Origin of the sequence: Rhizobium sp. YTUHZ044 (assembly GCF_051123975.1) — a bacterium.
Taxonomy (GTDB): Bacteria; Pseudomonadota; Alphaproteobacteria; order Rhizobiales; family Rhizobiaceae; genus Rhizobium.
Window position 1 is genome coordinate 2,606,379 of record NZ_CP101426.1, and the last position, 25,216, is coordinate 2,631,594.

The 25,216-nt window shown below is 63.0% G+C and carries 22 protein-coding genes and 1 other RNA gene; 10 read left to right on the top strand and 13 right to left on the bottom strand.

All coding sequences use genetic code 11. From position 1 onward, the window contains the following. The first annotated feature begins 110 nt into the window (after positions 1 to 110). On the top strand, positions 111 to 2,135 hold the full coding sequence (locus tag NL154_RS13085; protein ID WP_221153432.1) for an ATP-binding protein: 2,025 nt from the start codon (positions 111 to 113) through the stop codon (positions 2,133 to 2,135). Here NL154_RS13085 and NL154_RS13090 read toward each other — a convergent pair. Next, positions 2,120 to 3,034 (bottom strand): dihydrodipicolinate synthase family protein, encoded by a 915-nt coding sequence (locus tag NL154_RS13090; RefSeq protein WP_221153552.1) that lies wholly within the window; start codon positions 3,032 to 3,034, stop codon positions 2,120 to 2,122. The genes NL154_RS13085 and NL154_RS13090 overlap by 16 nt on opposite strands. 18 nt (positions 3,035 to 3,052) lie before the next feature. Further along, positions 3,053 to 3,667: a LysE family translocator gene (locus tag NL154_RS13095; protein ID WP_210630663.1), complete on the bottom strand. Its 615-nt coding sequence runs from the start codon at positions 3,665 to 3,667 to the stop codon at positions 3,053 to 3,055. 95 nt (positions 3,668 to 3,762) lie between these two features. Between NL154_RS13095 and NL154_RS13100 the strand changes: the two genes are divergently transcribed. Further along, positions 3,763 to 5,241, top strand: a complete 1,479-nt coding sequence (locus NL154_RS13100) for a PLP-dependent aminotransferase family protein (protein ID WP_210630662.1) — start codon at positions 3,763 to 3,765, stop codon at positions 5,239 to 5,241. 33 nt (positions 5,242 to 5,274) lie between these two features. Here NL154_RS13100 and miaA read toward each other — a convergent pair whose 3' ends face one another. Continuing rightward, entirely contained in the window at positions 5,275 to 6,171 is an 897-nt protein-coding gene (gene miaA / locus NL154_RS13105) for a tRNA (adenosine(37)-N6)-dimethylallyltransferase MiaA (protein ID WP_221145504.1), read from the bottom strand. On the opposite strand from miaA, the gene serB reads away from it, so the two are divergent. Beyond that, positions 6,170 to 7,060 carry a phosphoserine phosphatase SerB gene (gene serB, locus NL154_RS13110; RefSeq protein ID WP_210630661.1) on the top strand — a complete coding sequence of 297 codons (891 nt, stop codon included), beginning with the start codon at positions 6,170 to 6,172 and terminating at the stop codon, positions 7,058 to 7,060. The genes miaA and serB overlap by 2 nt on opposite strands. 44 nt (positions 7,061 to 7,104) lie before the next feature. On the opposite strand, the gene NL154_RS13115 is transcribed toward serB, so the two are convergent. From NL154_RS13115 to NL154_RS13135, 5 genes are all read right to left on the bottom strand, one after another. Then, the gene (locus NL154_RS13115) at positions 7,105 to 8,823 is read right to left on the bottom strand and encodes a DegQ family serine endoprotease (RefSeq protein ID WP_210630659.1); all 1,719 of its coding nucleotides are present in this window, start codon (positions 8,821 to 8,823) and stop codon (positions 7,105 to 7,107) included. 200 nt (positions 8,824 to 9,023) lie between these two features. Then, complete coding sequence (hflC, locus tag NL154_RS13120; protein ID WP_221145509.1) at positions 9,024 to 9,983, bottom strand: protease modulator HflC; 960 nt, start codon at positions 9,981 to 9,983, stop codon at positions 9,024 to 9,026. A 5-nt stretch (positions 9,984 to 9,988) separates the two neighbouring features. After that, positions 9,989 to 11,077 (bottom strand): FtsH protease activity modulator HflK, encoded by a 1,089-nt coding sequence (gene hflK, locus NL154_RS13125; protein ID WP_210630657.1) that lies wholly within the window; start codon positions 11,075 to 11,077, stop codon positions 9,989 to 9,991. Positions 11,078 to 11,226: 149 nt separating this feature from the next. Next, positions 11,227 to 11,745, bottom strand: a complete 519-nt coding sequence (locus tag NL154_RS13130; RefSeq protein WP_210630655.1) for a dihydrofolate reductase — start codon at positions 11,743 to 11,745, stop codon at positions 11,227 to 11,229. 13 nt (positions 11,746 to 11,758) lie between these two features. Further along, positions 11,759 to 12,553 carry a thymidylate synthase gene (locus tag NL154_RS13135; protein WP_210630654.1) on the bottom strand — a complete coding sequence of 265 codons (795 nt, stop codon included), beginning with the start codon at positions 12,551 to 12,553 and terminating at the stop codon, positions 11,759 to 11,761. Between the two features lie 111 nt (positions 12,554 to 12,664). On the opposite strand from NL154_RS13135, the gene ssrA reads away from it, so the two are divergent. The 4 genes from ssrA (at position 12,665) to NL154_RS13155 (ending at position 14,243) form a co-directional block, all read left to right on the top strand. Beyond that, positions 12,665 to 13,027, top strand: a transfer-messenger RNA (tmRNA) gene (gene ssrA, locus NL154_RS13140). Positions 13,028 to 13,154: 127 nt separating this feature from the next. Beyond that, positions 13,155 to 13,670, top strand: coding sequence for an SspB family protein (locus NL154_RS13145; protein WP_064803733.1), 516 nt, complete (start codon positions 13,155 to 13,157; stop codon positions 13,668 to 13,670). A 50-nt stretch (positions 13,671 to 13,720) separates the two neighbouring features. Beyond that, positions 13,721 to 13,915: a DUF4169 family protein gene (locus NL154_RS13150; protein WP_011426047.1), complete on the top strand. Its 195-nt coding sequence runs from the start codon at positions 13,721 to 13,723 to the stop codon at positions 13,913 to 13,915. 103 nt (positions 13,916 to 14,018) lie between these two features. Next, complete coding sequence (locus NL154_RS13155; protein ID WP_064706123.1) at positions 14,019 to 14,243, top strand: ribbon-helix-helix domain-containing protein; 225 nt, start codon at positions 14,019 to 14,021, stop codon at positions 14,241 to 14,243. Positions 14,244 to 14,299: 56 nt separating this feature from the next. Here NL154_RS13155 and NL154_RS13160 read toward each other — a convergent pair whose 3' ends face one another. The 3 genes from NL154_RS13160 to NL154_RS13170 form a co-directional block, all read right to left on the bottom strand. Continuing rightward, on the bottom strand, positions 14,300 to 18,010 hold the full coding sequence (locus tag NL154_RS13160) for an AsmA family protein (RefSeq protein ID WP_221122670.1): 3,711 nt from the start codon (positions 18,008 to 18,010) through the stop codon (positions 14,300 to 14,302). Positions 18,011 to 18,123: 113 nt separating this feature from the next. Further along, positions 18,124 to 19,536, bottom strand: coding sequence for an FAD-binding oxidoreductase (locus NL154_RS13165; protein ID WP_434732787.1), 1,413 nt, complete (start codon positions 19,534 to 19,536; stop codon positions 18,124 to 18,126). A gap of 258 nt (positions 19,537 to 19,794) precedes the next feature. Continuing rightward, on the bottom strand, positions 19,795 to 20,829 hold the full coding sequence (locus NL154_RS13170; protein WP_434732788.1) for an aldo/keto reductase: 1,035 nt from the start codon (positions 20,827 to 20,829) through the stop codon (positions 19,795 to 19,797). Positions 20,830 to 20,921: 92 nt separating this feature from the next. Here NL154_RS13170 and NL154_RS13175 point away from each other — a divergent pair, with 92 nt between their 5' ends. Beyond that, a complete protein-coding gene (locus NL154_RS13175) occupies positions 20,922 to 21,824 on the top strand; it encodes a LysR family transcriptional regulator (RefSeq protein WP_434732789.1) in 903 nt (300 codons plus the stop codon). A 213-nt stretch (positions 21,825 to 22,037) separates the two neighbouring features. Then, on the top strand, positions 22,038 to 23,132 hold the full coding sequence (locus NL154_RS13180) for an AbrB family transcriptional regulator (RefSeq protein WP_434732790.1): 1,095 nt from the start codon (positions 22,038 to 22,040) through the stop codon (positions 23,130 to 23,132). On the opposite strand, the gene NL154_RS13185 is transcribed toward NL154_RS13180, so the two are convergent. Beyond that, positions 23,092 to 24,006 carry an AraC family transcriptional regulator gene (locus tag NL154_RS13185; RefSeq protein WP_210630648.1) on the bottom strand — a complete coding sequence of 305 codons (915 nt, stop codon included), beginning with the start codon at positions 24,004 to 24,006 and terminating at the stop codon, positions 23,092 to 23,094. The two genes, NL154_RS13180 and NL154_RS13185, sit on opposite strands and share 41 nt — an antisense overlap. 32 nt (positions 24,007 to 24,038) lie before the next feature. Here NL154_RS13185 and NL154_RS13190 point away from each other — a divergent pair, with 32 nt between their 5' ends. Then, positions 24,039 to 24,446 carry a DUF2000 family protein gene (locus NL154_RS13190; protein ID WP_210630647.1) on the top strand — a complete coding sequence of 136 codons (408 nt, stop codon included), beginning with the start codon at positions 24,039 to 24,041 and terminating at the stop codon, positions 24,444 to 24,446. Between the two features lie 66 nt (positions 24,447 to 24,512). On the opposite strand, the gene NL154_RS13195 is transcribed toward NL154_RS13190, so the two are convergent. Beyond that, entirely contained in the window at positions 24,513 to 25,178 is a 666-nt protein-coding gene (locus NL154_RS13195) for an OmpA family protein (protein ID WP_064694663.1), read from the bottom strand. Positions 25,179 to 25,216: the final 38 nt, after the last annotated feature.

A 25,216-nucleotide genomic window follows, 5' to 3' on the forward strand; every position in this document is an offset into this window, starting at 1 on the left:
GCATGCCGCAACAAAAACTGCCTCGCGCCTCCGCACCCCCGAAATCGGTAGGATGAAGGATTTGTTAAAGGATCGACTTTATCCTTTAACGCTACCGTAGGGAGTAGCCTTTGCTCAACAACGACTTGCGCATGTCTGGCAAGGCAGGCGAGCACGATCGACGAGACGGCCACGCGCCGGGAAATCGCTTTCTCGGCCGCGTCGTTGCATGCAGCGGCTCCAGGGCGACGATTGCCGCGGTCGCCGAACAGGGCGGCACCGATCTTACCGAACTCTGGTCCGTCGGCCGACTGATTTCGATCAGCGTCGGCCGCAACCGCGTCGTCGCTCTCGTCTATTCGATGAATACCGGCAGCCATGCCTGGGGCGAAGGCGAGGACAATTATTTCAAGATCGAGACGGAGCTTCTCGGCGAAGTCCGCGTCGACGAAGACGGGCGCGAGGAATTCTCGACCGGCATCTCGCGTTACCCCTATCTCGGCGCCATCGCTCATCGCATCCGCGCCGCCGACCTGATGCGCATCTATGATGCCGGAACGGGCACGACGGCCGTCATCGGCAAACTGACCCAGGACGAAAGCATCGATGCGGCAATCCACATCCCCTCGATGCTCTCCAAGCATTTCGCCGTCGTCGGCTCGACTGGCGTCGGCAAATCGACCGCCGTATCGCTGCTGCTGCACAAGGCGATCGCCGCCGATCCGAAGCTGCGCGTGCTGATCCTCGATCCGCACAACGAATTCGCCGCCGCCTTTCCCCAGCACGCTGTCACCATCGATACCGATACGCTCGACCTGCCCTTCTGGCTGATGCGGCTCGAAGAGTTTGCCGAAGTCGTCTTCCGCGGCCGCCCGCCGGTGCCCGAAGAGCTCGACCTGCTGCGCGACATCATGCCGGAGGCCAAGCGCGCCTTCCGCGGCAGCGACAATTCGCTGGTGCGCCGCACCACGGAAAAAAGTTCGATCACCGCCGACACACCCGTTCCCTACCGAATGGCCGATCTCCTGGCGCTGATCGACGAACGCATCGGCCGTCTGGAAGGCCGTGCGGAAAAGCCCTCCCTGCGTTCGCTGAAGATGCGACTCATCGCCGCGATAAACGATCCGCGCTATCACTTCATGTTCTCCAACAACACGATCAGCGACACGATCACCGATACCATCGCTCAGATCTTCCGCATCCCGGGCGATAGCAGGCCGATCTGCACCTTCCAGCTCGCAGGCATCCCCTCCGAGGTCGTCAACTCGGTTGCGTCAGTGCTCTGCCGCATGGCTTTCGAAGTGGCGCTGTGGAGCGACGGCGCCATCCACATGCTCGTCGTCTGCGAGGAAGCCCACCGCTACATCCCCTCCGATCCGACACTGGGCTTCGTGCCGACGCGCCAGGCGATCGCCCGCATCGCCAAGGAAGGCCGCAAATACGGCGTCTCGCTCGGCATCATCACCCAGCGGCCGGGCGAGCTCGACCAGACCATCCTGTCGCAGTGCTCGACGCTGTTTGCGATGCGCCTTGCCAATGACCGCGACCAGGAAATCATCCGCTCGGCGATCCCGAATTCGTCGATCTCGACGACAAGCTTCATCTCCTCGATCGGCAATGGCGAGGCGATTGCCTTCGGCGAGGCGATCAGCGTGCCGATGCGCATGCGCTTCTCCCGTGTCGACGAGAACCTGCTGCCGAAGGCCGCCAGCGCCAACAACAAACATAGCGAGGAAGATCCCGACACCGTCGATCTGCGCAAGATCGTCACCCGCATGAGGGCGGTGACCGTCGGGCCCGATATTTCGAATTTCCAGCAGAGCGTTGCGGCATCCATGCCAGGTTTCGACGAGGCGCTGGAAGCCGCCGAGGTTTTCGACACAACACCCGTCCCCCCGCCCCCGCCGCCTTCGGCGCCACTCGAATCCTACCGGCGCGAATTGCTGCCGCAGGCGCCGCGGCTGGACCCGGCCGAGCCGACCCCGACCGATCCGCGGCTGGACGCGCTGCGCCGCGAACTGCGTCGCGAGGAGCCGGTCTTTCCCCGGCCGGTGCCGCCGACAGACCAGTCGCCGATCACCCGCCGGGAACCCGGCACGTCACTGCGCGAAAGCATCCTGAAAAAGCCGCTGAGCAGCCTTTACAACAAGGATTGATGCTCCAGCGCGATCAACGGCCGGGCAGTATCGAGCACATGTTGGAGATCCGCCGACCCAAGCGGCAGGAGCGGCCGCGGGAGCTCCGTACGGACATCATGGAGATGCTCGGCCAGCATATAGACCACGCGGATGCTTCCATGCGCCTTGAACACCGCCCAGAGCGGCTGCAGAAGACCATCGAGCCGACGCGCCTCGCCGTCATTGCCAACCATGGCGGCCTTGGTCAAAGCAAGCGCCGTGCGCGGGAGCAGCCCGCCGATGACGCTGTACCACGCGTCTGCACCTGCAAGCAGCGCCTCCGCCGCACCCCAGTCACCGCTGTAGCCGATCGCGAGATCGGTCTTTTTCCGTAATGTCGCAAGCTCCCCTCGCAAGTCGCCGTCAACAGGCAGCGGCATTTTCACCGCCTTGATCGTATCGATATCGGAGAGGCGCTGCAGAAGCTCGCGGCTGAACGTGAAGTGTGTCGTGCCGGGGTTGTTGTAGATGCAAAGCGGCAACTTGGTCGCCTTCGCCACAGCGAGGAAGTGCTGATAGACCTCTTCCTGGGTCAGCGGCGTATACGACACAGGCGCAAGCAGAAGCGCATCGGCGCCGGCAGCCTCGGCATCCCTGGCAAGATCGACGGCATGATCCGTCCTCAGTGCGCCGGCGCCGACAACCAGCGGAACACGGCCCTTGACGCATTCGACCGCCGCCTTGACGGCCCGCAGCCGCTCCTCACGGGTGAGATAGACGTAAATCCCGGTACTGCCGAGAAGACCGATGGAGGCCACACCTGCCTCGCAAAGGCGTTCCAGCAAGCGGCCGATGGCCTCGGCGTCGACCCGGCCATCCGGACCGGCAGGCGTCGGCGGAAAGGCCGAGAGGCCATGAAACGGTGAAGAAGACATGATGCAATCCTCAAAAAGCGGTCAATGGAAGAACAGCAGGCGCGAACCCGCGCCGGCGAAGAAAACGGCAAGGCTTGCTTCGATCCAGCGGCGCGCCCGCGCGTAGCCGCGCACCAGTGGCGCCGTCGAGAAGAGCACGGCATAACCGGAAAATATCGAGACCCCGAGAAGCACGCAGCCGCCGAAAGCCAGGAGGGCCATTTCAGGCGAAGCGCCGGGCTTGAGGCCGAGAGACATGATCGCCACCCAGGCCAACACCGCCTTCGGGTTTCCAAGATGCATCAGGATTCCACGCCGATACAGCGCGCCGAGCGCGGTGGCAGGCCGGGGGACCTCGCCTGTCGGTGCCTCCACGGCAACGGCCGAGCGAGCGGCCTTCCAGGCGAGCCAGAGCAGGTAGAGCCCGCCCGCGAGCTTGAGGAGGATGAGGGCATGAGCATAGCGGACCAGCAATGTGGAAATGCCGGTGACCGCGATCAGGCCCCAGCAGGTCGACATCGTGATTACCCCGGCGGCAAGCGCCAGCGCCGGCTGGCGCCCCTGGCTCATGGCCACGTTCATGATGGCCATGTTGCTTGGCCCGGGGCTGCCTGCGGCGATGACATAGGCGATATAGACGACGAGAAGATCTTGCATGTCCCTTTTCCGGAAGCTGTTGATGCGCTTCCTTCTCCCAGGAAATTGGTTCACCATGAAGCGCCATTTTCAAGAATCTTCATGGGCCACTCTCAATGTCGAAGCGGCGCAGCAGCATCGCAATCCCATCGCTCAATGTGCTCGACAGGACGGCGAATATCGGCCGCCAGCTTGCCCAGGCGCTAAGGAGCGCGATCGCCCGCGGCGAGTTGAGACCGGGCGAGCGCCTGCCTTCGACGCGCACGCTTGCGGCATCCCTAAAGATCGCCCGCGGCACCGTCGTCGAGGTTTTCGATCAGTTGACCGCCGAGGGTTATCTCGAAGCGAGAGTGGGAGCCGGAACCCGTGTTGCCGCGGCTCTGACGGACGCGTCTCCAGCCATCCCGCCGGCACCGGCCGAACCGGCCGCCGACGATGCGATCGACCTGCCCGCCCCAGCGGCCCGGCTGATATCAATCGCCCGCGCGCTCACCTCTCACCCGCCCGTTCCCTTCGCCATATCAGTCCCGGCAGCCGGTATTGCGCCTGACGATAATTGGCGCCGTCTCGGCAATCGGGTGCGTGCTTCGAAGCAGGCTGCCCCGTCAGGCTATCAGGATCCGATGGGCCTGCTCGAGCTGCGCCTCGCCATTGCCGAACACGTCCGCCGTGCGCGAGCCGTCCATTGCGAACCGGAACAGGTGATCGTCACATCAGGCACCCAGCAGGGTCTCTACATGGCCGGCCGGGTCCTGCTGTCGCGCCACGACCCCGTCTGGGCCGAGGATCCCGCCTATCCCGGACTCACCGCCGTGCTCGACGATCTCGGCCTGCGGACGCATCGCCTGCCGGTCGATGCACAGGGAATGAACGTCGAACGCGGGCTCGAGTTATGTCCAGAAGCGCGCGCCGCCTTCGTGACGGCGTCACACCAATATCCGATCGGCATGCCGCTCAGCATGACGCGGCGCAACGCCCTGATCGCGTGGGCCGACAGGAACCGCGCCTGGATCGTGGAGGACGATTACGACAGTGAACTGCGTTATGCCGGACACCCTTTTCCTTCGATGCAGGGGCTGCGTCCGTCGCGTGTCATCTATCTCGGCACCTTCAGCAAGGTCCTCTTTCCTTCGCTGCGCCTCGGTTACGCCATCGTCCCGCCGCCGCTCGCAGAAGCCTTCGCCGGAGCACGCGCCATTCTGGACCGGCATTCTCCGATAGCCGAACAGCACGTTCTGGCGGCCTACATGAGGGAAGGTTATTTCGAAGCGCATATCAGGCGCATCCGAAGTCTCTATGCCGAACGCCGCGCTATTCTGCTCGCGGCGCTCGAGCGGGCTTTGCCGCAGGGGTGCCAGGTTCAGCCGAGCGATCAGGGCATGCACGTTCTTCTGTGGCTGCCAGAGGAGATGGATGACGTGCGACTTGCGGCGCGCGCCCTCTCGGCCGGCCTCGCGGTGCGGGCGATCTCTCCGATGTATGCCGCGCAGCCTGCGCGCGCTGGCCTGATGCTGGGTTTCGGCGGCTTCCCACAGGCGCAACTGGAGGCGGCGGTAGGCGAGCTCTCCAGACTTCTGCAAGCGCTTATCGCGTAAACTGGAGCGGGAGGTCCGCAACGGGGATGACAACTAGACGGTCAGCCTTTGCCAGCTCTCGTCCATCTGGTTGCGGAACCAGGTCATTTGCCGCTTGGCATATTGCCGTGTCGCCGCAGCCCCCTTCTCCAGCATCTCATCGCGCGTCATCTCGCCCTTCAGCATCGCCGCGATCTGCGACACGCCAATGGCCTTCATGACAGGCGCTTCGGCCGGCAGGCCGAGCGCAAGCAGCGCCTTCACCTCGTCTTCCGCACCCTGTTGCAGCATCTTTTCGAAACGGCCGTTGATGCGGGCATGCAGCACCGCCCGGTCCGGCAGAACGACGATCTTGAGGGCCTCGTCGGCATCGATCACCACAGGCCCGGACCGGCCCTGGAAATCGGCGATCGAGCGTCCCGTCGCCTTGATCACCTCCAGCGCCCGGACGATGCGCTGGCCGTCCTGGCGGTTGAGGCTTGCCGCCATGACGGGATCGACGTCGGACAGCTCGGCGTAAAGCGCGTCCGGCCCTTCTTCTACGAGTCGCGTGCGTAATTCTTCCCGCAGTGCCTCGGGGATATCCGGCATGTCGGAGAGACCACCGGTCAGCGCCTTGAAGTAAAGCCCCGTGCCGCCGACGAAGACCGGCAGCTGCCCGGCGGCCCTGAGCGCCGGCAAAAGCGCCGAGACATTACGCAGCCACGCGCCTGTGGAATAGCCGGCCCCCGCCGGCACGTGGCCGTAAAGATGATGCGGCACGCCTTGCATCTCCTCTGCCGACGGACGCGCGGTCAGCACCCGCAATGTATCGTAGACCTGCATGCTGTCGGCATTGATAACGGCGCCGTCATGGCGTTTGGCCAATTCGACGGCGAGCGCGGACTTGCCGCTGGCGGTCGGCCCGGTTATCAGGATCGCGTTCTTTACGCTCAGAAGGTTTTCCATCATGGCCCTCGTTGCCACGCTTGTTGCCAATCCGTCAAATCCCGTTCTGACCGCCGACGTCGCCGAACAGGCGGCTGAGGCCGTCACGGCTTCCGGCCTCTACTGGCTGGCCGACGGCATTGCCTGTGACATCGCGCTGCGCGACGGCACGGATGCGCAAGCCGCCGAGGCCAATATCCTGGCGGTCATCGCCAGTGCGCCAATCGACCTCGTCATCCAGGAGCAGGACAGCCGCCGCAAGAAGCTGCTGATCGCCGACATGGACTCGACTATGATCGGCCAGGAATGCATCGACGAACTTGCCGCCGAAGTCGGGCTGAAGGAAAAAGTCGCCGCGATCACTGCGCGCGCCATGAACGGTGAGATCGCCTTTGAGCCCGCCCTGCGTGAGCGGGTCGCTCTGTTGAAGGGCCTGCCACTATCGGTCGTCGACGAGGTCATCGCCCGGCGTATCACGCTCACTCCGGGTGGTCCGGAACTGATTGCCACGATGAAGTCGAAAGGCCATTACACCGCCCTTGTCTCCGGCGGCTTCACGGTCTTCACTAGCCGCATCGCCGCCAGCCTCGGCTTTGATGAGAACCGCGCCAACACGTTGCTCGAAGAGGGCGGCATCCTTTCCGGCTTTGTCGCCGAGCCGATCCTCGGCAAGCAGGCGAAGGTGGATGCGCTGAACGAAATTTCGACAAGCCTCGGCATTTCGCCACAAGAGGCAATTGCCGTCGGCGACGGCGCCAACGACCTCGGCATGCTGCAACTCGCCGGCTCCGGCGTCGCCCTTCACGCTAAGCCCACCGTTGCCGCCCAGGCACAAATGCGCATCAATCACGCCGACCTGACGGCACTTCTTTACATCCAGGGTTACCGGAAGACGGATTTTGTGACGGGTTGAAGGCGAGAACAGGAAAGCTGCGCCTAGTCGCCGCCGTAGCTCGCTCACTCCATCGGCACCGCCACGAACCGCAGATCGCCATTGGCCGATGCGATCATCAGCTGGGCGTTGCGCCGGCCTTCCTGTTTCAGCGATTTCACCTTTGCGGCAACCGCGTCCGGGGACTTCATGAACTCCTGCGCCACCTCGACGATAACGTCCCCTGGCTTCAACCCCTTTTCGGCCGAGGCGGAGCCGGGCTCCACCTCCGTCACGACGACGCCGTCGACGCTCTCGGCGATGCCGAAAGCCTTGCGTGTTTCGGGACTGAGGAGCGACAGCGACAAGCCGAGCACGTTCTTCGGCGTGGCCGCATCCGGCGATACCTGGCCCTGTTGGTGCTGATCCGGCGCCGGTGCGCCCGGTACGGGCGCTGCCTGGTCGCCGGTATCCGGCTGGTCCATATCGTCGTTCTCGTCGGGATCAGGGGTGATCACGCCGTCCTGCGAGCCATCGGGCGCCGCATCGCCGGATGCAGCCTGATCGCTGTCTTCGAGCCGTCCGAGCTTCACCTTGACGGTCTGCTCCTTGCCGTCGCGCAGCACCACGACGTCGACCTCTTTTCCGACCGTGCTTTCGGCCACGACGCGCGGCAGGTCGCGCATCTCATTGACCGTCTTGCCGTCAAATTTCAAAATGACGTCGCCCGCCTTGATCGAGCCGTCGTCGACGGGACCGCCCTTGATGACGCCGGCGACCAGCGCGCCCTTGGCGGTGTCGAGTCCGAGGCTGTCGGCGATGTCGTCGGTCACCGGCTGGATGCGCACGCCGAGCCAGCCGCGCCGCGTCTCGCCATACTGGCGCAACTGCTCGACGACGCCGGAAGCAAGTTCGGACGGTACCGAGAAGCCGATGCCGATCGAGCCGCCGCTCGGCGAGATGATCGCCGTGTTGATGCCGATCACTTCACCCTTCATGTTGAAGAGCGGCCCCCCGGAGTTGCCCTTGTTGATCGCCGCATCCGTCTGGATGAAGTTGTCGTAGGGGCCGGCATTGATGTTGCGGCCGCGCCCGGAAATGATGCCGACCGTCACCGAACCGCCGAAGCCGAACGGATTGCCGATCGCCATGACCCAGTCGCCGATGCGCATCTCGCTGGAATCGCCGAATTTCACCGATTTCAGCGGCGTCTTCGGCTCGACCTTCAGCACCGAGAGGTCGGTCTTCGTATCCGTTCCGATCAGCTTCGCCTTGAGCTTCGAGCCGTCGGCGAAATTGACCTCGATGTCGTCGGCCCCCTCGATCACGTGGTTGTTGGTGACGATATAACCGGCCGGATCGATGACGAAACCGGACCCAAGCGAGCTGACATTATGGTTGGGGCCTTTGTTGCCCTGCTGTTTGTTGAAGAAATCGTTGAAGAATTCCTGGAATGGCGACCCGTCAGGCGCACGCGGCGCCGGGCCGACCCCCTCGTCATCCTTCACATTCTGCGAGGTCGAGATATTGACCACCGCATCGAGCAACCCTTCGGCGAGATCGGCAACGGAAGCGGGACCGTTGGACGGCACGGTGGTCTGAACCGGTGGGGTCTGCTGCGGTTCGGCCGGTGCGGACGGCGCCGGAGCGGGTGCAGCCGGAACGGGCGCGGCAACCCCGGGCGCTGCTGTTTCAGGCGTGGTTTGCGCAAAAGCAATCCCGCTCATGCCGGCTTGCGCCAAGATGGCGGCGCTGGCCAGAAGCGCGAGCGTTCGTCTGAAGGGCGAGCGAATCGTGGTGGCCATCAAGCTTCCTCATAAGCGGTAAATGCGCACATTGAGCACCAGCATAAGGCGGAATGATGGAGGGTGAAATCACCTTTTCGCGAAATCCCCGTGCAATCTGACGGACCATCACAAAAGTCCGGCCTTGGCTCTTGAAACCGAAAAGGGTCGGCGCTGGGCCGACCCATTCTCGATGTTGGCGGGAAGCAGATCCCGTGTTTTCAGTTTGCCGGCGGGGCTGGCGCCGCCGGAGCGGTTGCTCCGGGTGTTGCGGGAGCCGGCGCGCCCGGGCTGGCCGCCGCGGGGCCGGCGGCCTTGTTGAAATAGCGGAAGAATTCCGAATCCGGCGACAGGACCAGCGTTGTGTCCTGCGACGAAAGCGCTGCTGAATAGGCTGCCATCGAGCGATAGAACTCGAAGAAGCCCGGGTCTCTCGAGAATGCATCGGCGAAGACGCGGTTGCGTTCGGCGTCGCCCTGGCCACGCAGGATCTCGGAGTCGCGCTGTGCGCCGGCAGTCAGCTCAACGACCTGGCGGTCGGCAATGGCGCGGCGGCGCTGACCTTCCTCGTTGCCCTGCGCGCGCAGAAGCTCAGCTTCTGCCAGTCGCTCAGCCCGCATGCGGTTATAGGTGCGCTCGGAAACATCCTGTGTCAGGTCGGTCCGGCTGATGCGCACGTCGTCGAGCGTGATTCCGAGCGTCTCCGCATCGGCTTGCAGCTCGTTGCGAACCTCGAGCATCATCGCCACGCGCTCCCGGGAGAGCGCGGCTTCGATGCTGCGCACGCCGTAGACCCTGCGCAAGGCGGAATCGAGACGCGTGCGAAGCCGCGCTTCCGCCGCCTCCCTGTCGCCCGAGACCGTTTCGCGGAAACGGCGCGCGTCGTTGATGCGGTAGATGAGGAAGGCGTTCACCTCATAGAAGGCTCCGCCGGAAACCTGGACACGTATGTTGTCAAGATCGAAGCGCAGTTCCTGCTTCGGCACGTATTGCACCCTGTCGGCATCGGCAAAGGCGAAAGGCAGTTTGAAATAGATGCCTGGGTCAGTCTTGACCGACTGGATTTCACCAAAGCGAACGACGATAGCCTGTTCGCGGGCGGTCACGACGAAGACCGAGGAATAGATCCCGACCAGCATGACCGCCAGAAGGACCAGAATTACGGGAAGTCTGTTCGACATGGGTCTCAGCCTCCCTGCTGCTGTTGTTGCTGCGTCGGCTTGCCGACCTCATTGAGAGGCAGATAGGGCACGGCGCCCGCCTTTTGGTCTATGATCACTTTCTTGGAACCCTTCAGGACCTGTTCCATCGTCTCCAGGAACAGCCGCTCCCGCGTCACGTCAGGAGCCTTGGAATATTCGTCGTAGATCGAAACGAAGCGTTGCGCTTCACCTTCAGCCTCCTTGACGATCCGGTCCTTGTAGGCGGCTGCGGCTTCGCGGATGCGGGCCGCGTCACCGCGGGCCTGGCCGAGCTTCTGGTTGGCGTATTGGTTCGCCTCCTCCACGAGACGCTGCTTGTCCTGATCGGCACGCTGCACTTCCTCGAAGGCATCGGCCACGTCACGCGGCGGTGCGACGTCCTCGATCGTCACGCGGTTGATCGCAATGCCGGCGCCGTAGCGATCCATCGTATCCTGGATGATGTTGCGCACTTCGGTTTCGATCGGCCCGCGATTATCGCGGAAGGCATCCTGTGCCGGGCGCCGGCCGACGATTTCGCGCATGGCGCTTTCGGAAACCTGCTGCAGCGTTTCAGCCGGATTTTCGAGACGGAAAAGATAGGATTTCGGGTCGTTGATTGTGTAGAGCACGGAGAACTGCACGTTGACGATGTTCTGGTCGCCGGAGAGCATCAGTCCAGCCGTCGAATTGCTGTTGTTGCGTCCGCCAATATTCTGTTGCTGCTCGGTCACCTTCACGATCTCGACCGCGTCCATCGGCCAGATGCGGAAATGCAGGCCGGGCATGGAAATTTCCTCTCGCGGCTTGCCGAAGCGCAGTTCGACGCCGCGTTCGTCCGGCTGGACGGTGTAGACGCACTGGATCAGCCAGAAAACGGCGACGATCGCCACGACGATCGCCGCCACCCCACCATTGAAACCGCCGGGAACGATATTGCGCAACTGATCCTGGCCGCGCCGGATGATGTCTTCCAGATCGGGCGGTCCGCCCTTGCCGCCACGCGGGCGGTTCGGCCCCTGGCCCCATGGTCCCTGATTGTTACCGCCGCCGCCCCAAGGGCCGCCGCCGCCATTCTGATTGCTCCAGGGCATCAAAACCTCGTTGTTCGTTAAGTCTTCCCCGCATCCGGGACCGTGGGGGCTGACCGGCCGATGCGTTGGTGACCGTTATAAGTATCGCCGCACCGGCTTTCAACGCAGCGTGAGAAACTTGGTCAATTTAATTGGAAAATAGTTCGTTTTCAGGCGTGACGGCGTTCATAGACGACGTAGCGAGTGGGATAGCTGTCCCTTTCGCCGGCCGGCACCACGATCGTCTCCGCCGCCTGCCAGAGATCGGGATCGATCGCCGGAAACGACGCGTCGCCGTCGAGGTCGGCCTCGACATGGGTGATGCACATTCGGTCGGCAAGATTGATCGCCTGCGCGTAGATCTGGCCGCCGCCGATGATGCAGATCTCGTCGGCGCCGGTTTCGCGCGCCAGCCTTCCAGCCGCGTCCATTGCCTCAGGCAGTGAATGCGCCATACTGACATCGGGATGATCGATCGCCGCTTGCCGCGAGATCACCACGTTCGGCCGTCCCGGCAGCGGCTTGCCGATCGAATCATAGGTCTTGCGGCCCATCACCACAGGCTTGCCCAGCGTCAGCGCCTTGAAGCGCTTGAGATCGCTCGACAGGCGCCACGGCATGTCGCCGTCGCGGCCGATTGTACCGTTGTGGGCAACGGCGGCGATGATGGTCCTGCGAAAGTCGGCCATGAAATGTCCCGGATCAGACGGCGATCGGCGCCTTGATGCTGGCATCGGCCTCGTAGCCGATCAGCTCGAAATCATCGAAGGTGAAGCCGAAGATGTCTTTCACATCGGGGTTGATGCGCATGAAGGGCAGCGGCTTCGGCCGGCGTGTCATCTGCAGCTTCGCCTGGTCGAAATGGTTATGATAGAGATGCGCATCGCCGAGCGTGTGGACGAAATCGCCGGGTTTGAGCCCGGTCACCTGAGCCACCATCATCGTCAGCAGCGCATAGGAAGCGATATTGAAGGGCACGCCGAGAAAGATGTCGGCGGAGCGCTGGTAAAGCTGGCAGGAGAGCCTGCCGTCGGCAACATAGAACTGGAACAGGCAATGACAGGGCGGCAGCGCCATGTTGTCCACTTCGGCCGGATTCCACGCCGAGACGATGTGACGGCGCGAATTCCGATTGTTGACGATGCCTTTGACCAGATTGGCGATCTGGTCGATATGGCCGCCGTCCGGTGCCGGCCAGGAGCGCCATTGGGCGCCATAGACCGGCCCGAGGTCGCCGTTCTCATCGGCCCACTCATCCCAGATCGAGACGCCGTTCTCCCTGAGATAGCGGATATTCGTTTCGCCCTTCAGGAACCACAAAAGCTCGTGGATAATCGAGCGCAGATGCAGCTTCTTCGTGGTCAGCACGGGAAAGCCTTCTTCTAGGTCGAATCGCATCTGATAGCCGAAAACCGAGCGGGTGCCGGTGCCCGTGCGGTCGCCCCGGTCGGAGCCCTTTTCCATCACATGCTTCAGAAGATCAAGATATTGCTGCATGGCGCGCTGATTCCGTTTTCCCCAGTTTAAGCCTTCGCCTTCACGAAACCAATCGCCGGCAGGCATTTTCCCGTTCTTTCTGCCGCCGGAGATAAAGCTTTTATGACGTTTGCCCTTTCCTTGGGCAAAGGAAATCACTATATGAAACCTGCCGGCTTTCGGGCCGGCTATGGCAATAAATGAGCGGTGTAATAAACCTATTGGACCCGGGGGCGGTACCCGGCGCCTCCACCAAAAACCGGCGGCATCAAAGGCCGGCTTTTGATGGGGGCGAAACAGGATCGACAAGGGTGTAAAGATCGACTTTTTGCTCGGCATTGTACCGCCGTTATCGGGCTAAAATTGTAGTTGCAAACGACAACTATGCGGAAGCTCGTCTCGCTGCTTAATCGCGGTGTGACACTTCAATCAAAGTCCTAGTGGTTCGCACCTCTAGGCGGGGTCCGAAGGCGCCTGGCAACAGAAGCCTTCACCTTCTCCCTGCTGACGAAATCATGTATGCTGATCTCTAGCGTGACTCGGCTCCGGACTTTCCCAAGGCGCCTGAACGTGCCATATACCTTGTGAAAAGACTTCAGAACCGACGAAAGACAGGAAAAGCATGGGGCAGGATCATATCCGCTACGACATTCTGGCGCAGGATGCACTTCGCGGCGTCATCCGCAAGGTTTTGGCGGAGGTGGCAACGACGGGCCGCCTGCCCGGCGACCATCACTTCTTCATCACCTTCCTCACGGGCGCCGCCGGCGTGCGCATCTCGCAGCACCTGAAGTCCAAATATCCCGAGCAGATGACCATCGTCATCCAGCATCAGTTCTGGGATCTCAAGATCACCGAGACGCATTTCGAAATAGGCCTCTCCTTCTCCGACGTTCCTGAAAAACTGGTCATTCCGTTCAATGCGATCCGCGGCTTCTATGATCCCTCCGTCAATTTCGAGCTCGAATTCGACGTGCCGCTCGCTGACGGCGAGGAGCTGCCGTCCGGTGAGATCACCGCCTATCCCGTCGACGCGGCAGGAAAGCCTGACGAAGCCGCCGGCGCAAAACCGGCCGACGGCGAAGAGAAGAAACCGGGCTCCGTCGTCTCGCTCGACTCCTTCCGCAAGAAGCAGTGATTTCAAAGGGAGGCTCAGCCTCCCTTTTTCATAAGGATCAAGTCTCGCGCATGAGCGCCGAAATCATCAATCTGCGTCAGTTCCGCAAGAAGCAGGCCCGCTCCGAAAAGGAGAAGCAGGCCGAGCAGAACCGCATTTCCTTCGGCCGCACCAAGGCCGAAAAGCAGCTTACCCGCAGCCTGAATGAGAAGGCCGACAAGGCTCACCGCGACGGCCGGATCGAGACGGATGACGACGGCGCATGAAGCTTCACGCAAAGCTTGAAGAGCAGGAAACGACTCTGCGATCAGCCACTTGCGCGATTTCTTTGAATCGATCCTCCAAGCCGATTGCGATGTGAACCGGCTGATGATCCGCAAACACTCGGCGACACTGCATGGCCATCGCACCAGCTTTTCGCTGGAAGATGAATTCTGGGCCGAGCTGAAGACGATTGCGGCAAGCCGTTCGATGTCGCTTGCCGCCCTGATTTCCGAGATCGACGACCACCGCCCGCCGGACAGTAACTTGTCCTCGGCGCTGCGGCTCCATGTGCTTTCGTGGGCGAAGGCCGGCTGTGGCCGCCAGCCGTGACGCCGGGAATTCAAATAAAAACCTAAGATCTCAGGGGAGGCAAACCCCAAGTGTCTTCATTGAGCCTGAATGCCAGGCAGCTGGTCGAAATCGAGCTGACCCGGCTGCGTCTGCCCAGAGCGCCGGGCCGCTTCCGCCTCGGCGGCCGCCCTCGCCTGCGCATCGGCCTTGGCTTTTGCCTCCGCTGCACGTGCGGCCTCCGCCTCCGCGGCGGCCTTCTGCGCAGCCGCCTCCTGCGCCAGTCTGCGCAGCCGCTCTTCTTCCGCCTGCCGTTGCCGTTCGATTTCGGCCGCTCTGACGCGCTCGGCGTCGTTGAACCGATAGAGCGCCACTTCGCGGCGCAGCCGCTGCTTTTCGAGCACGATCGCCTGCAGCCGCTCGACGCGCCGCCGCTCGCGCTCGAAGGCGCGCAGCGACAGATAGCTGGTGATATCGGTCACGTCCATCGTCTTGCCGGGTGACGGCAGCATGCCGGAAAAGTTCAGCCTCAGCGCCGGCTCGACACCCGGAAGCGCCTCCGCGCCTGGATTGAGGCCGATGCCGACCGTCGCGCTGATCCGCTTCTCCGGCAAGGCGATCTGTGCGTCAGCGGTAACCCGGGCCAGATCGTTGGCCACGGTCACATTCTGCACCCTGAGCGTTCCGTCGGTGACGTTGAAGGGAATTCCGAGCGGCGGCAGCTTCGCCTCGCCGTTGTTGAGCAACGTCTCGACGATCGGATGCACCTTGCCGGCATTGATCTGTTCCTGCATCGGGTCGGTGGCGGCAAGCAGCGGCGGAAGGATGGCAAGGTTCAGTCCGCGTATGCTCGTGTCGCCGAGTCTCAGCTCCCCCGAACCATTGAGCGAGCTGGCGATCTCGCCAATCGTCTTTCCCGAGGCCTCCATCGACAGCGACAGGCCGAACTTGCCGTTGGCGATCGGTGCGCCATCGCGCAGCCAGATGACGCCCGCAAGATCGGAATCGGCAAGCGCCAGCTTCGTCTGCAGGAAACCGGTGCCGTCGGCATTGGTGAAGAGAAGATTACCGGAGAGCTTGCCGCCATCCCAGTTGCCGGCCATGTCGTTGAGCTGCAACTCGTCGCCCTTATAGGCGACGTTGCTGATGAAATCGGACACTGGCGTTTCCGGCAGGCCAGGCCAGAATTCCTTGGCCGACAGCTTCACCCTGACGTCCAGATCCTTGAAGGTGGGCAAGCCCAGCGGCGCCTTCGACAGCGTGCCGCTGGCGGGATCAACGATCTGGCCGAACACCGCCTCGCCGAGCCAGCCGGCATCTGCCTTGGCGAGCGTCAGCTCGCCGCTCGCCGTCGTCTTCGCAGCCTTGCGGTCGAAGGTCAGCGCACCGGAAAACGCATTGTCGGCCGCATGTCCCTTGAGATCGGACAAAACGATCTTGTCACGATCGACGGCGGCGTTGACCTGCAGGCCGAACGGCAACCCCGTTCCGGTCTGCGGCAGGGCTATGCCGTTCATGATGAGATAGGGGTCGATATCGGCGCTGTCGAGCGAGACGACGATCTGACCGTTCATGAAGCTCTCCGGCCGCACGTCAACCTTGCCCTTCGCGGTAAACGAGGTCCGGTCGGTCGCAAAGGTCAGCGCCGCATCGGCAGGATCGTTGCCAGACGCCTTCACCTTGAGCGTCAGGCGGCCATTCGCGCCGACATCGACCGGCAGCGGGTCGAGTCCGGCCTGGCCGAACAAGATTGACGGCACGGCGTTTTCGAGCGTCGCCTCGAGGCTCGTCGTGCCGTTGCCGGTCAGCGCCAGAAGATCGGACATGCGGTAATCGAGGTTGACCCGGCTGCCGTTCGAGACGCCGGCCAGTGTCACTGTCAGCGCATCACCCTCATCGCCACCGAGCGTCAGCGCGCCGCGCAACGCCGTATTGCCGTACCAGCCGGCATTGCGCACCAGCCGGTCGAGCACGGGGTGGTGTGGAAGATGCTCGCGCAGCATGGTGAAGAAGCCGCCGGGATCGGCCGATTTGAAGGTGATTTCGCCCGCACCCTTGTAGTCGAGCAGCGAGCCTTCGGCGCGGCCGGTCGCCGTCAACTCGGCGCCTGCGAGATTCTTGACCGACAGCCGGTCGACCGCAAGCGCCCCGTCCGCGATCGTGAAGGTGGTCTCGACATTCTCGGCGTCGACCCCGAAGGCGGTGAACCTGTCGGCCTTGAGCTGTGCGGCGATCTTATGGTCGAGGACATTGTCGCCGCTCTCCTGCCCGGTCGCAAGCCCGGCCAGCGCCTGCAGCGCGTCAAGATCGAGCGTATCGCCATTCAGAGCCACCGACAGGGTCGGCGTCTGGCCGGAGATCGCCTGCCGCTCCAGGCGGCCCTTCAGCGTCGCCGATCCGACGGCGATTTCGAGGTTCTCGAAACGCTGCAATTCATGAGTCAGGCTGACATTGGCGGAAAACCCCGCCTGCCGCAATTGACGGATGGCCGGGTCGACCGAGCCGGCCAGCCAGGAGGCTAGGCCCGTTGGCTGGTTAGAGGCCACCACGATCTGGCCGTTGAAAGACGGGTCTCCCTGAAGCAGGAGCTTGCCCTTGCCCTCGACCTGGGTCCGCCCCGGCAGCGTGCCGACGGCGCTATCGATCATCCAGCCCGTACCGGCCGGCTCCAGCTCCAGTTGAACATCGCGTAGCGTCGTGTCGCCGGCGACGATCGCCGGCAGCTTGACGCTTGCCTTCCCCGGCACCTGCGGGATCGGCACCTGCGCAACAATATCGATCAGAGAATTCAACCGCTGGCGCGCCGAAACCGCGGCATCCCGCGTCGTCTTGCCAGCCGCGCCCTGATTGCCGATGCGGTTCACGTCTATCTGCTGCCCGTCGGCGGTCAACAGGAATTCCGGCGCGTTGCCGGTATCGAGCGTCGCCTCCCCGGTTATCACATAGGGATCGTCCGTCGGACCGATCTCCATCCGGTATTCGGGAATGCGGATACGTTCGTTGGTAAGCTCGAAGCGCCCCTTGAGCCTCGGCGGCTGCTCGTTCTTGTTGGCCGACTTGGCGCTGTTGCCGCTTTCGATCGCCGCCGAAAGCTGGCCCTGATAGTTCGGCTTGCGGTCGACCAGCTTCAGTTCGCCGTCGAGATCGATACTGACCGGATGTTTGTCCGGCGACAGCTTCGTGCGCATGCGCAGCACGCCCCTCTCGTCCGGCTGGCTGCTCGAAATCGAGAAATTGCCATGTTCGCCGTCGAGGACCGCATCGCCCTCGACGCGCCAGGGGCCGGCGAGCGATTTGGCCGACATCTCCGCATTCAGGCCGGTGATGCGGCGCGCCCGGCCCGACTGGTCGTCGAGGAAGTCGACTTCGCCACCGCTGACATGCACATTTTCGAGAACGACTGTTTTGGCCGGTATTTCGGCGCGGCTGCCGCGCATCCAGTCGAGTGTGCCGTCCTTGAGCAATCTGAGGCGCACCTTCGGATTGACGACGCGCATATCGAAGATCAGCGCCTCGCCCGACAGGAATGGCGCAAGCTCGGCATCCATGGAAAATTGTTCGACCTTGACGATCGGCGTGCCGTCGGCCTCCTGACCGACACGCACGTCATGCAGCGTGACCGACGGAAACGGCAGCAGACGGGCATCCACCGTGCCATGGACGGTGACTTTCTTGCCAATGATGCGGCTTGCCTGATCCTCGAAGTTCTTGCGGAAATCGGTCCAGTCGATGAACAGCGGCGCAAGCAGCGCCACAAACAGCACTACGACGATCACTCCCCCCAGAAAGACGAGGAACCGGCCTACCAATGCGAGGATTCTCCATTCGGGATTGTGTTGCCGACACTGTTCAGGGTTCTGTTGTCGACACTAGCGCTATTCATGGGATGGGCAAGGCCCAAGTTCATGAGAATATTCCGTTTTCAGCCTTGGTGAAAAATCTTGCCGGGGTTGAAGATACCATCCGGATCGAGCGCCTGCTTCACCTGTCGCATCAGATCCACCGAGCCTCCGAGCTCCTGCTCTAGAAAGGCCATCTTGCCTTGTCCGATCCCGTGCTCGCCGGTGCATGTTCCGTCCATATCGAGTGCCCGGCGGTTGAGCCGCTCAACGAAGCTCTCGGCCCTGGCGATGTCTCCGGCGCTTTTGTCGTCGAACAGCAGCAGCACATGGAAGTTCCCGTCGCCGGCATGGCCGACGATAGGGCCGAGCAGCCCATGTTCCTCGATATCCGCCTGCGTTTCGGAAACGCAGTCGGCAAGCCTCGATATCGGAACACAAACATCGGTCGAAAGTGCGGCAAGCCCCGGCGCCAGCGCCCTCGCGGACCAATAGGCGTCATGACGCGCCTTCCAGAGCTTTGTCCGCTCCTCGGCATTGGCGGTCCAAAAAAACTCGGCCCCGCCGCATTCAGCCGCGATCTCAGCGAAGGCTGCCGATTGCAGCGGCACGGTCTCGTCGGTGCCGTGGAATTCGAGGAAAAGTGTCGGGCTTTCGGCATAAGACAGGCCGGAATAGGCGTTGCACGCCCGCATCTGCACAGCATCGAGCAGCTCGATGCGCGCCACCGGAATGCCCATCTGGATCGTCATGATGACGGCATCGCAAGCTGCCTTGATGCTCGGAAAGGCGCAGACGCCGCCGGCTATCTTCTGCGGGATAGCCTGCAGGCGCAGCGTCACCGAGGTCAATATGCCAAGCGTGCCTTCGGCGCCGACAAAGAGCCGCGTCAGGTCATAGCCGGCCGACGACTTGCGGGCACGCCGCGCCGTGCGGATCTCCTCACCATTGGCGGTGACTGCCGTAACGGCAAGGACATTGTCCTTCATCGTGCCGTAGCGCACGGCATTGGTGCCGGAAGCCCGCGTCGACGCCATGCCGCCGATCGAGGCATTGGCTCCGGGATCGATCGGGAAGAACAGGCCGGTATCACGCAGATGGATGTTCAGGGCCTCGCGGGTGATACCGGGTTCGACCGTGCAGTCGAGATCCTCCGGATTGACCTCAAGGACCCGGTTCATGCGGCTGAAATCGATTGAAATACCGCCGCTGACGGCATTGACCTGACCTTCCAGCGAGGAGCCGGTGCCGAAGCCGATCACTGGAGCCTTGTGCGCCGCACAGGCCCTGACCGCCATCTTCACATCGTCGGCGCTTTCGGCAAACAGAACGCCGTCGGGCAGTTGCGGCGGGATATAGGTGGTCGTATGGGCGTGTTGTTCACGGAAGGACTGGCCCGTCTGGAAGCGCTCGCCGAAGCTCTGTTTGAGAATACCGAGGACGGCGGATATCCCCGCCTCATTGCGTGTTCCAGCCCTTGCGTCCTTCAGCGCCATCCCTTTGATCTCCCTGCCATTCCGCGTAGACGAGACCGCGTCCCGGAAACTACAGCGCCGTGCGCCTGCTCAGACGCACAAGGACGCTGTACAACTTTAAAATTGCTGCGTAATTCGTCTCACATCGATTCCGAGTTTAAGGAGATATGCAGCAGGCTGGGTATGGGGCAAGTCAACGCGGCTGTCCAGTTCAGATTGGGAAAAGATTTCACTCCTCTTTTGTTGGAGACCAGGGGCTATGGACAGGCCCCGGCCGCCTCAGACGATCGGTGGATTGAGGAGCGCAAAGCCCTGCTGCCGTCGATAGGGGAAATAAGGATAAGGTGCAGTCACCGCGCTGACCTCGTCGAGTCTTTCAATCTGATTCTTCGACAGGCTCCAGCCGGCCGCGGCAAGGTTCTGCCTGAGCTGATCTTCGTTCCGGGCGCCAATGATGACGCTCGATACTGTCGGCCGGCCGAGCAGCCAGTTTATCGCGATCTGCGGTACTGTCTTGCCGGTCTCCGCTGCGATCGAATCGAGCACCGCGATGATGTCGAACAGCCTCTCATCATCGACAGGTGGGCCGTATTGAGCCGTCTCGTGCAGGCGGCTTGCGGCCGGCAGCGGCTCGCCACGGCGGATCTTGCCGGTAAGCCGCCCCCAGGCGAGCGGGCTCCAGACGAGAGCGCCGACGCCCTGGTCCGCGCCGAGCGGCATCAGTTCCCATTCATAGTCGCGGCCCGCCAACGAATAATAGACCTGATGGGCGATATAACGCGGATAGCCTTGACGCTCGGCCGCGGCCAGCGACTTCATCAACTCCCAGCCGGAAAAGTTCGAGACGCCGACATAACGGATCTTGCCTGCGGCGACGAGGCCGTCGAGCGTCGACAGCACCTCCTCGATCGGCGTCGAGGCATCGAAGGCGTGAAGCTGCAAGAGGTCGATATAGTCGGTGCCAAGCCGGCGCAGCGCATCCTCGGTCGCCCGGATCAGCCGTGCCCGCGAGGTGCCCCAGTCCTGCCGCCCCTCGCCCATCGGCAGCGCGGTCTTGGTCGAGATCAGCACGGCGTCCCGCCGGCCGCGGATCGCCTGGCCGAGCACTTCCTCGGAAGCGCCGACCGAATAGACGTCAGCCGTGTCGAAAAGATTGACGCCGGCTTCGAGGCAGATGTCGACGAGCCGCCGGGCCTCTTCGGCACCGGTATTGCCCCAGGCGCCGAACAGTGGGCCGCTGCCGCCGAACGTACCTGCGCCGAAGCTCAAAACCGGCACCCTGAGCCCGGAGGGCCCGAGTTTTCTGTACTCCATCGATCTGTCTCCTTTGTTTCCTCTGAGATAGACCCAGCCTCTCCATTGATATAGATTGCCTGATAGAACATCATCTGTGACTTGAATTCATCATGAGCCGTCAGGACATCAACCGCTCCGGCGAGATGGAAGTCTTCGTCAGCGTTGTCGAGCGCGGCGGCTTTTCAGCAGCCGCCACCGCGCGGCGCATGACGCCGTCGGCCGTGAGCAAGCTCGTCGCCCGGCTGGAGGCGCGCCTCGGCGCCCGCCTCGTTAACCGCTCGACCCGCAAGCTGCAACTGACGCCTGAGGGCTGCGCCTTCTATGAGCGCAGCATCGCCATTCTTGCCGATATCGCCGAGGCCGAACGCCAGGCTTCCTCAGGCGAACAGGCCTCGGGCCGCATCCGCATCAACACCAGCGGCTCCTTCGGCAATCATGTGCTGGCCCCGCTCGTGCCCGCCTTCCTGGCGCTTCATCCCGTCGTGACGCTCGATATCGCCCACACCGATAAGGTGGTCGATCTGATGGAAGAACGCGCCGATGTTGCGATCCGCACCGGCCCCTTGAAGAACTCCAGCCTGATCGCCCGCAAGCTCGGCGCCACCGGCAAGCTCATCGTCGCTTCACCCGATTATCTCAGGCGGCATGGCGAACCGCGCAGCGTCGCCGATCTCAGCCGTCATTGCCGGATCGGATTTTCCTACGCCCGCGCCGTAGAGGGCTGGCCGCTGCGCGAGGACAGCGAAACCGTGTCGGTGCCGATCACGCCCGGCGTGCAGGTCGCCGACGGCGAAGCCATGCGCCATCTGGCACTTGCCGGCGCAGGCCTTGCACGACTGGCCGCGTTCACGGTGCGCGCCGATATCGAAGCCGGCCGGCTGGTGCCGGTGCTGGAAGCGGCCAATCTCGGCGATATCGAGGAATTCTATGCCGTCTATATGGGCCAGGGCGGGCCGCTGCCGGCGCGCGTGCGCGCGCTGCTCGATTTCCTCGTCGAACATGTGCGTCTCTGATGAGATAACAAGGACTTGATGCGGCGGCTTGAGTCAAGTTCGCATGGCAGATCGGCCGGAAGCCAGATTTCGTAATTGACCGCACTCGAGGCAGCCGCCTATACCGAGGCCGCGCCGACCGGCCCTTCAGCCGGCCTCTCTTCGTCATGCCGGAGCTTCCTCCCATCTTCAGCCCTCAGGACTTGGCACCGGCCGGGAAACATACGGGGATTCATGCCACTCAGCCACGCACGCCGCCTGATGCGGGATGCCGGCCTGCCGAAATGGGCGCTGCTGCTCACGCTTTCCACGGCCTTCACCGTCTTTCTCGAACTCTTCGCCCTGCCCGCCTCGCTGCTGATCGGACCGATGGTTGCCGCCATCGTGCTGGCGCTGACCGTCGGCAAGGGAAAGCTTCGCGTGCCGCTTCAGCCGCTGCAGTTCGGTCAGGTCCTCGTCGGTCTGATGATGGCGCGCACCATCACCCCTGATATTCTCGGCGCCATGGCGAAGGAAGCGCCGCTCTTCCTGCTGTTCGTCTTCTCGGTGATCGCCATCGCCACCGGTCTCGGCTGGCTGTTGACGCGCTGGCAGGTGCTGCCGGGCACAACGGCCGTCTGGGGCTCGTCGCCGGGCGCTGCCTCCGCCATGGTCATCATGTCGGAAGCCTATGGCGCCGATGCCCGCCTCGTCGCCTTCATGCAGTATCTGCGCGTCGTCTTCGTCGCCGTCGGCGCTTCGGCGATTTCGCGCCTCTGGGTGGCGGCCGACGGTGGCGAGCCGCCGCCGCTCGTCCTCTTTCCCGCAGTCGACTGGCCGGCCCTTGCGGCGACGCTCGCCTTTGCCGGCTTTTGCACCTATGCCGTACGCCGCCTGCGCATCCAGGGCGGCATGATCATCGTTCCGCTCTTTCTCGGCGCCTTCCTGCAAGGCATCGGCCTGCTGAAGATCGAGCTGCCGATGTGGCTGCTCGCCACGGCCTATGCGTTCGTCGGCTGGAGCATCGGCCTGCGTTTCACCCGCTCGATCATCAGCCACGTGGCGCGCGCCCTGCCGCGGGTCGCCGCCTGCATCGTGCTGCTGATGGCGCTCTGCGGCTGCATGGCAGCGGCACTGCACGTCTTCGCCGGCATCGATCCGCTGACCGCCTATCTCGCCACCAGCCCCGGCGGAGCCGATTCCGTCGCCATTATCGCCGCATCAAGCGATGTCGACGTGCCCTTCGTGATGGCGATGCAGACCGGCCGTTTCTTGGTCATTCTGCTGATCGGGCCGGCGCTCGCCCGCTTCATCGCGCGCCGTTCCGGCCTTGCGGAAAATCCCGTCTGAGACTGACCCACTGGCCGGGAGTGACGCCGTACGCCTTCTTGAAATGGCGATTGAAATGCGCCTGGTCGGCAAAACCCGTCGCGGCCGCCACATCGGCAAAACCCTCGCCGGCACCCATCAGCGCCCTCGCCTGCTGCAGGCGCCGCATCAGCAAGTAACGGTGCGGGCTGGTGGCAAAGGCCGTGCGGAAATGCCGTGACAGCGTGAAGCGGTCGAGGCCGGTAATCTTCTCCAGTTCGTCCGAGCGCACCGGCCTGAGCGCATGTGCCTCCAGATAATCGCGTGCTGCCCGCACCTGCCGCCAGGCGACCGTGCCCAGTGGCCGGCGGCGCACCTGCGAATGCCGTAACAAGCCACCGGCGACGCGGCTGACGAAATCGTCGACGAAAAGCTCGTCCAGCTCCCGATCGAGTGCGCCGAGCGCTCCCAGAAGCACCTTCGCCAGCGCACTATCGGCAGTCACGGGCTGCTCGACGAAGGGAAGCCCGACCTTCTCCACCTCAAGGCATTCCATCAGCAGCGAAGGCTCCAGGTAGAGCATGCGGTAATGCAGCCCGGCCTCGGTCGCCGCGCCGCCGTCATGCTCCTCGTCGGGATGCAGCACGATCACCTGCCCCGGCAGGCTGAAGCGCCGCTCGCCGCGATATGTGAAAGTCTGAACGCCGTGCAGCGTGACACCAAGCGCATAGGTATCATGCCGATGCGGCTCGAAGACGTTGCCGGAAAACTGCGCCTCGATACGCTCGATGCCGGGAAAGGCGGGCGCAGTCAGGATGCCGCTGCCGGCGGGCACGGCCAGCATGCCGCTGCCCACCTGCGGCTCGCACAAACGTTCAAGACCCTCGAAGACCTGCGGCGTTAGATCCTGGCTCAACGCGTTTCGATACCCTGATGAGAGAGACTGGAATGTTTGATACCAAAATTGCGATCGTCCTGCGAAACAATCTTGCTGGCTGGCAGAAGCTGAACGTCACAGCCTTCCTGTCGACAGGCATCGTCGGACAATATCCTGAGATCATCGGCGAGCCCTACAAGGACCGCGCCGGCAATCTGTACAATCCGCTATCGATCCAGCCAATCATCGTGCTTTCCGCCGACGAAGCGACGATATCGACCATCCACCGCCGCGCGCTGGAACGTGAGGTAACCTCCTCCATCTTCATCGAGGAGATGTTTGCCACCGGCCACGACGCCGCCAACCGCGCCGTCTTTGCCGAGTTTGCCCCTGACGACGCCAATGTCGTCGGCATCGCGATCAGAGCCGACAAGAAGATCGTCGACAAGATCACCAAAGGCGCGACGATGCAGCATTGATGCGATCAGCGGAAACGAAAGAGGCCGAGCGCGAGCTCGGCCTCTGTTGTCTGAAAGAGCGCCTGCTCAGCCCTGCGTGATCGGCGCGATCTGGATTTCGACGCGGCGGTTCTGGGCACGTCCAGCTTCGCTCGCGTTGGAGGCGACGGGTTGGGACGGGCCGAAACCGACGGCGGAGACGCGGCGCTGGTCGATACCTTGGCCGCCGAGATAATCGGCAACCGAAAGCGCGCGGCGCTGCGACAGGTCCTGGTTATGCTGCAAGCTGCCGGTCGAATCCGTATGGCCGTTGACGTCAATCAGCGTGCGGTTGAACTTGCGCAGCACGATCGCCACCGAATTCAGCGTCGGATAGAAGCCCGGTTTCACGGCATCCTGGTCGACGTCGAAAGTGATGTTCGAGGGCATGTTGAGGATGATGTTGTCGCCCTGGCGGGTGACGGAGATGCCGGTACCTTCGAGCTGGGCGCGAAGCTCGGCTTCCTGCTGGTCCATGTAGTTGCCGATCGCGCCGCCGGCCAGCGCGCCGATACCGGCGCCGATCAGCGCTGCGTTGCGCTTGCCATGTCCGCCGCCGCCGACGGCCACACCGACGAGAGCGCCACCGAGCGCGCCGAGCGCAGCACCGCCCGCGGTATTGGAAACTTTCTGCTCACCAGTATAGGGATCGGTCGTCGTGCAGGCGCTGAGATAGCTTGCTGCGACAGCCAGAAGTATGAATTTCTTGATCATGGACAGGACGGTCTCCGTTCAAAACTGATGCGAGCAAA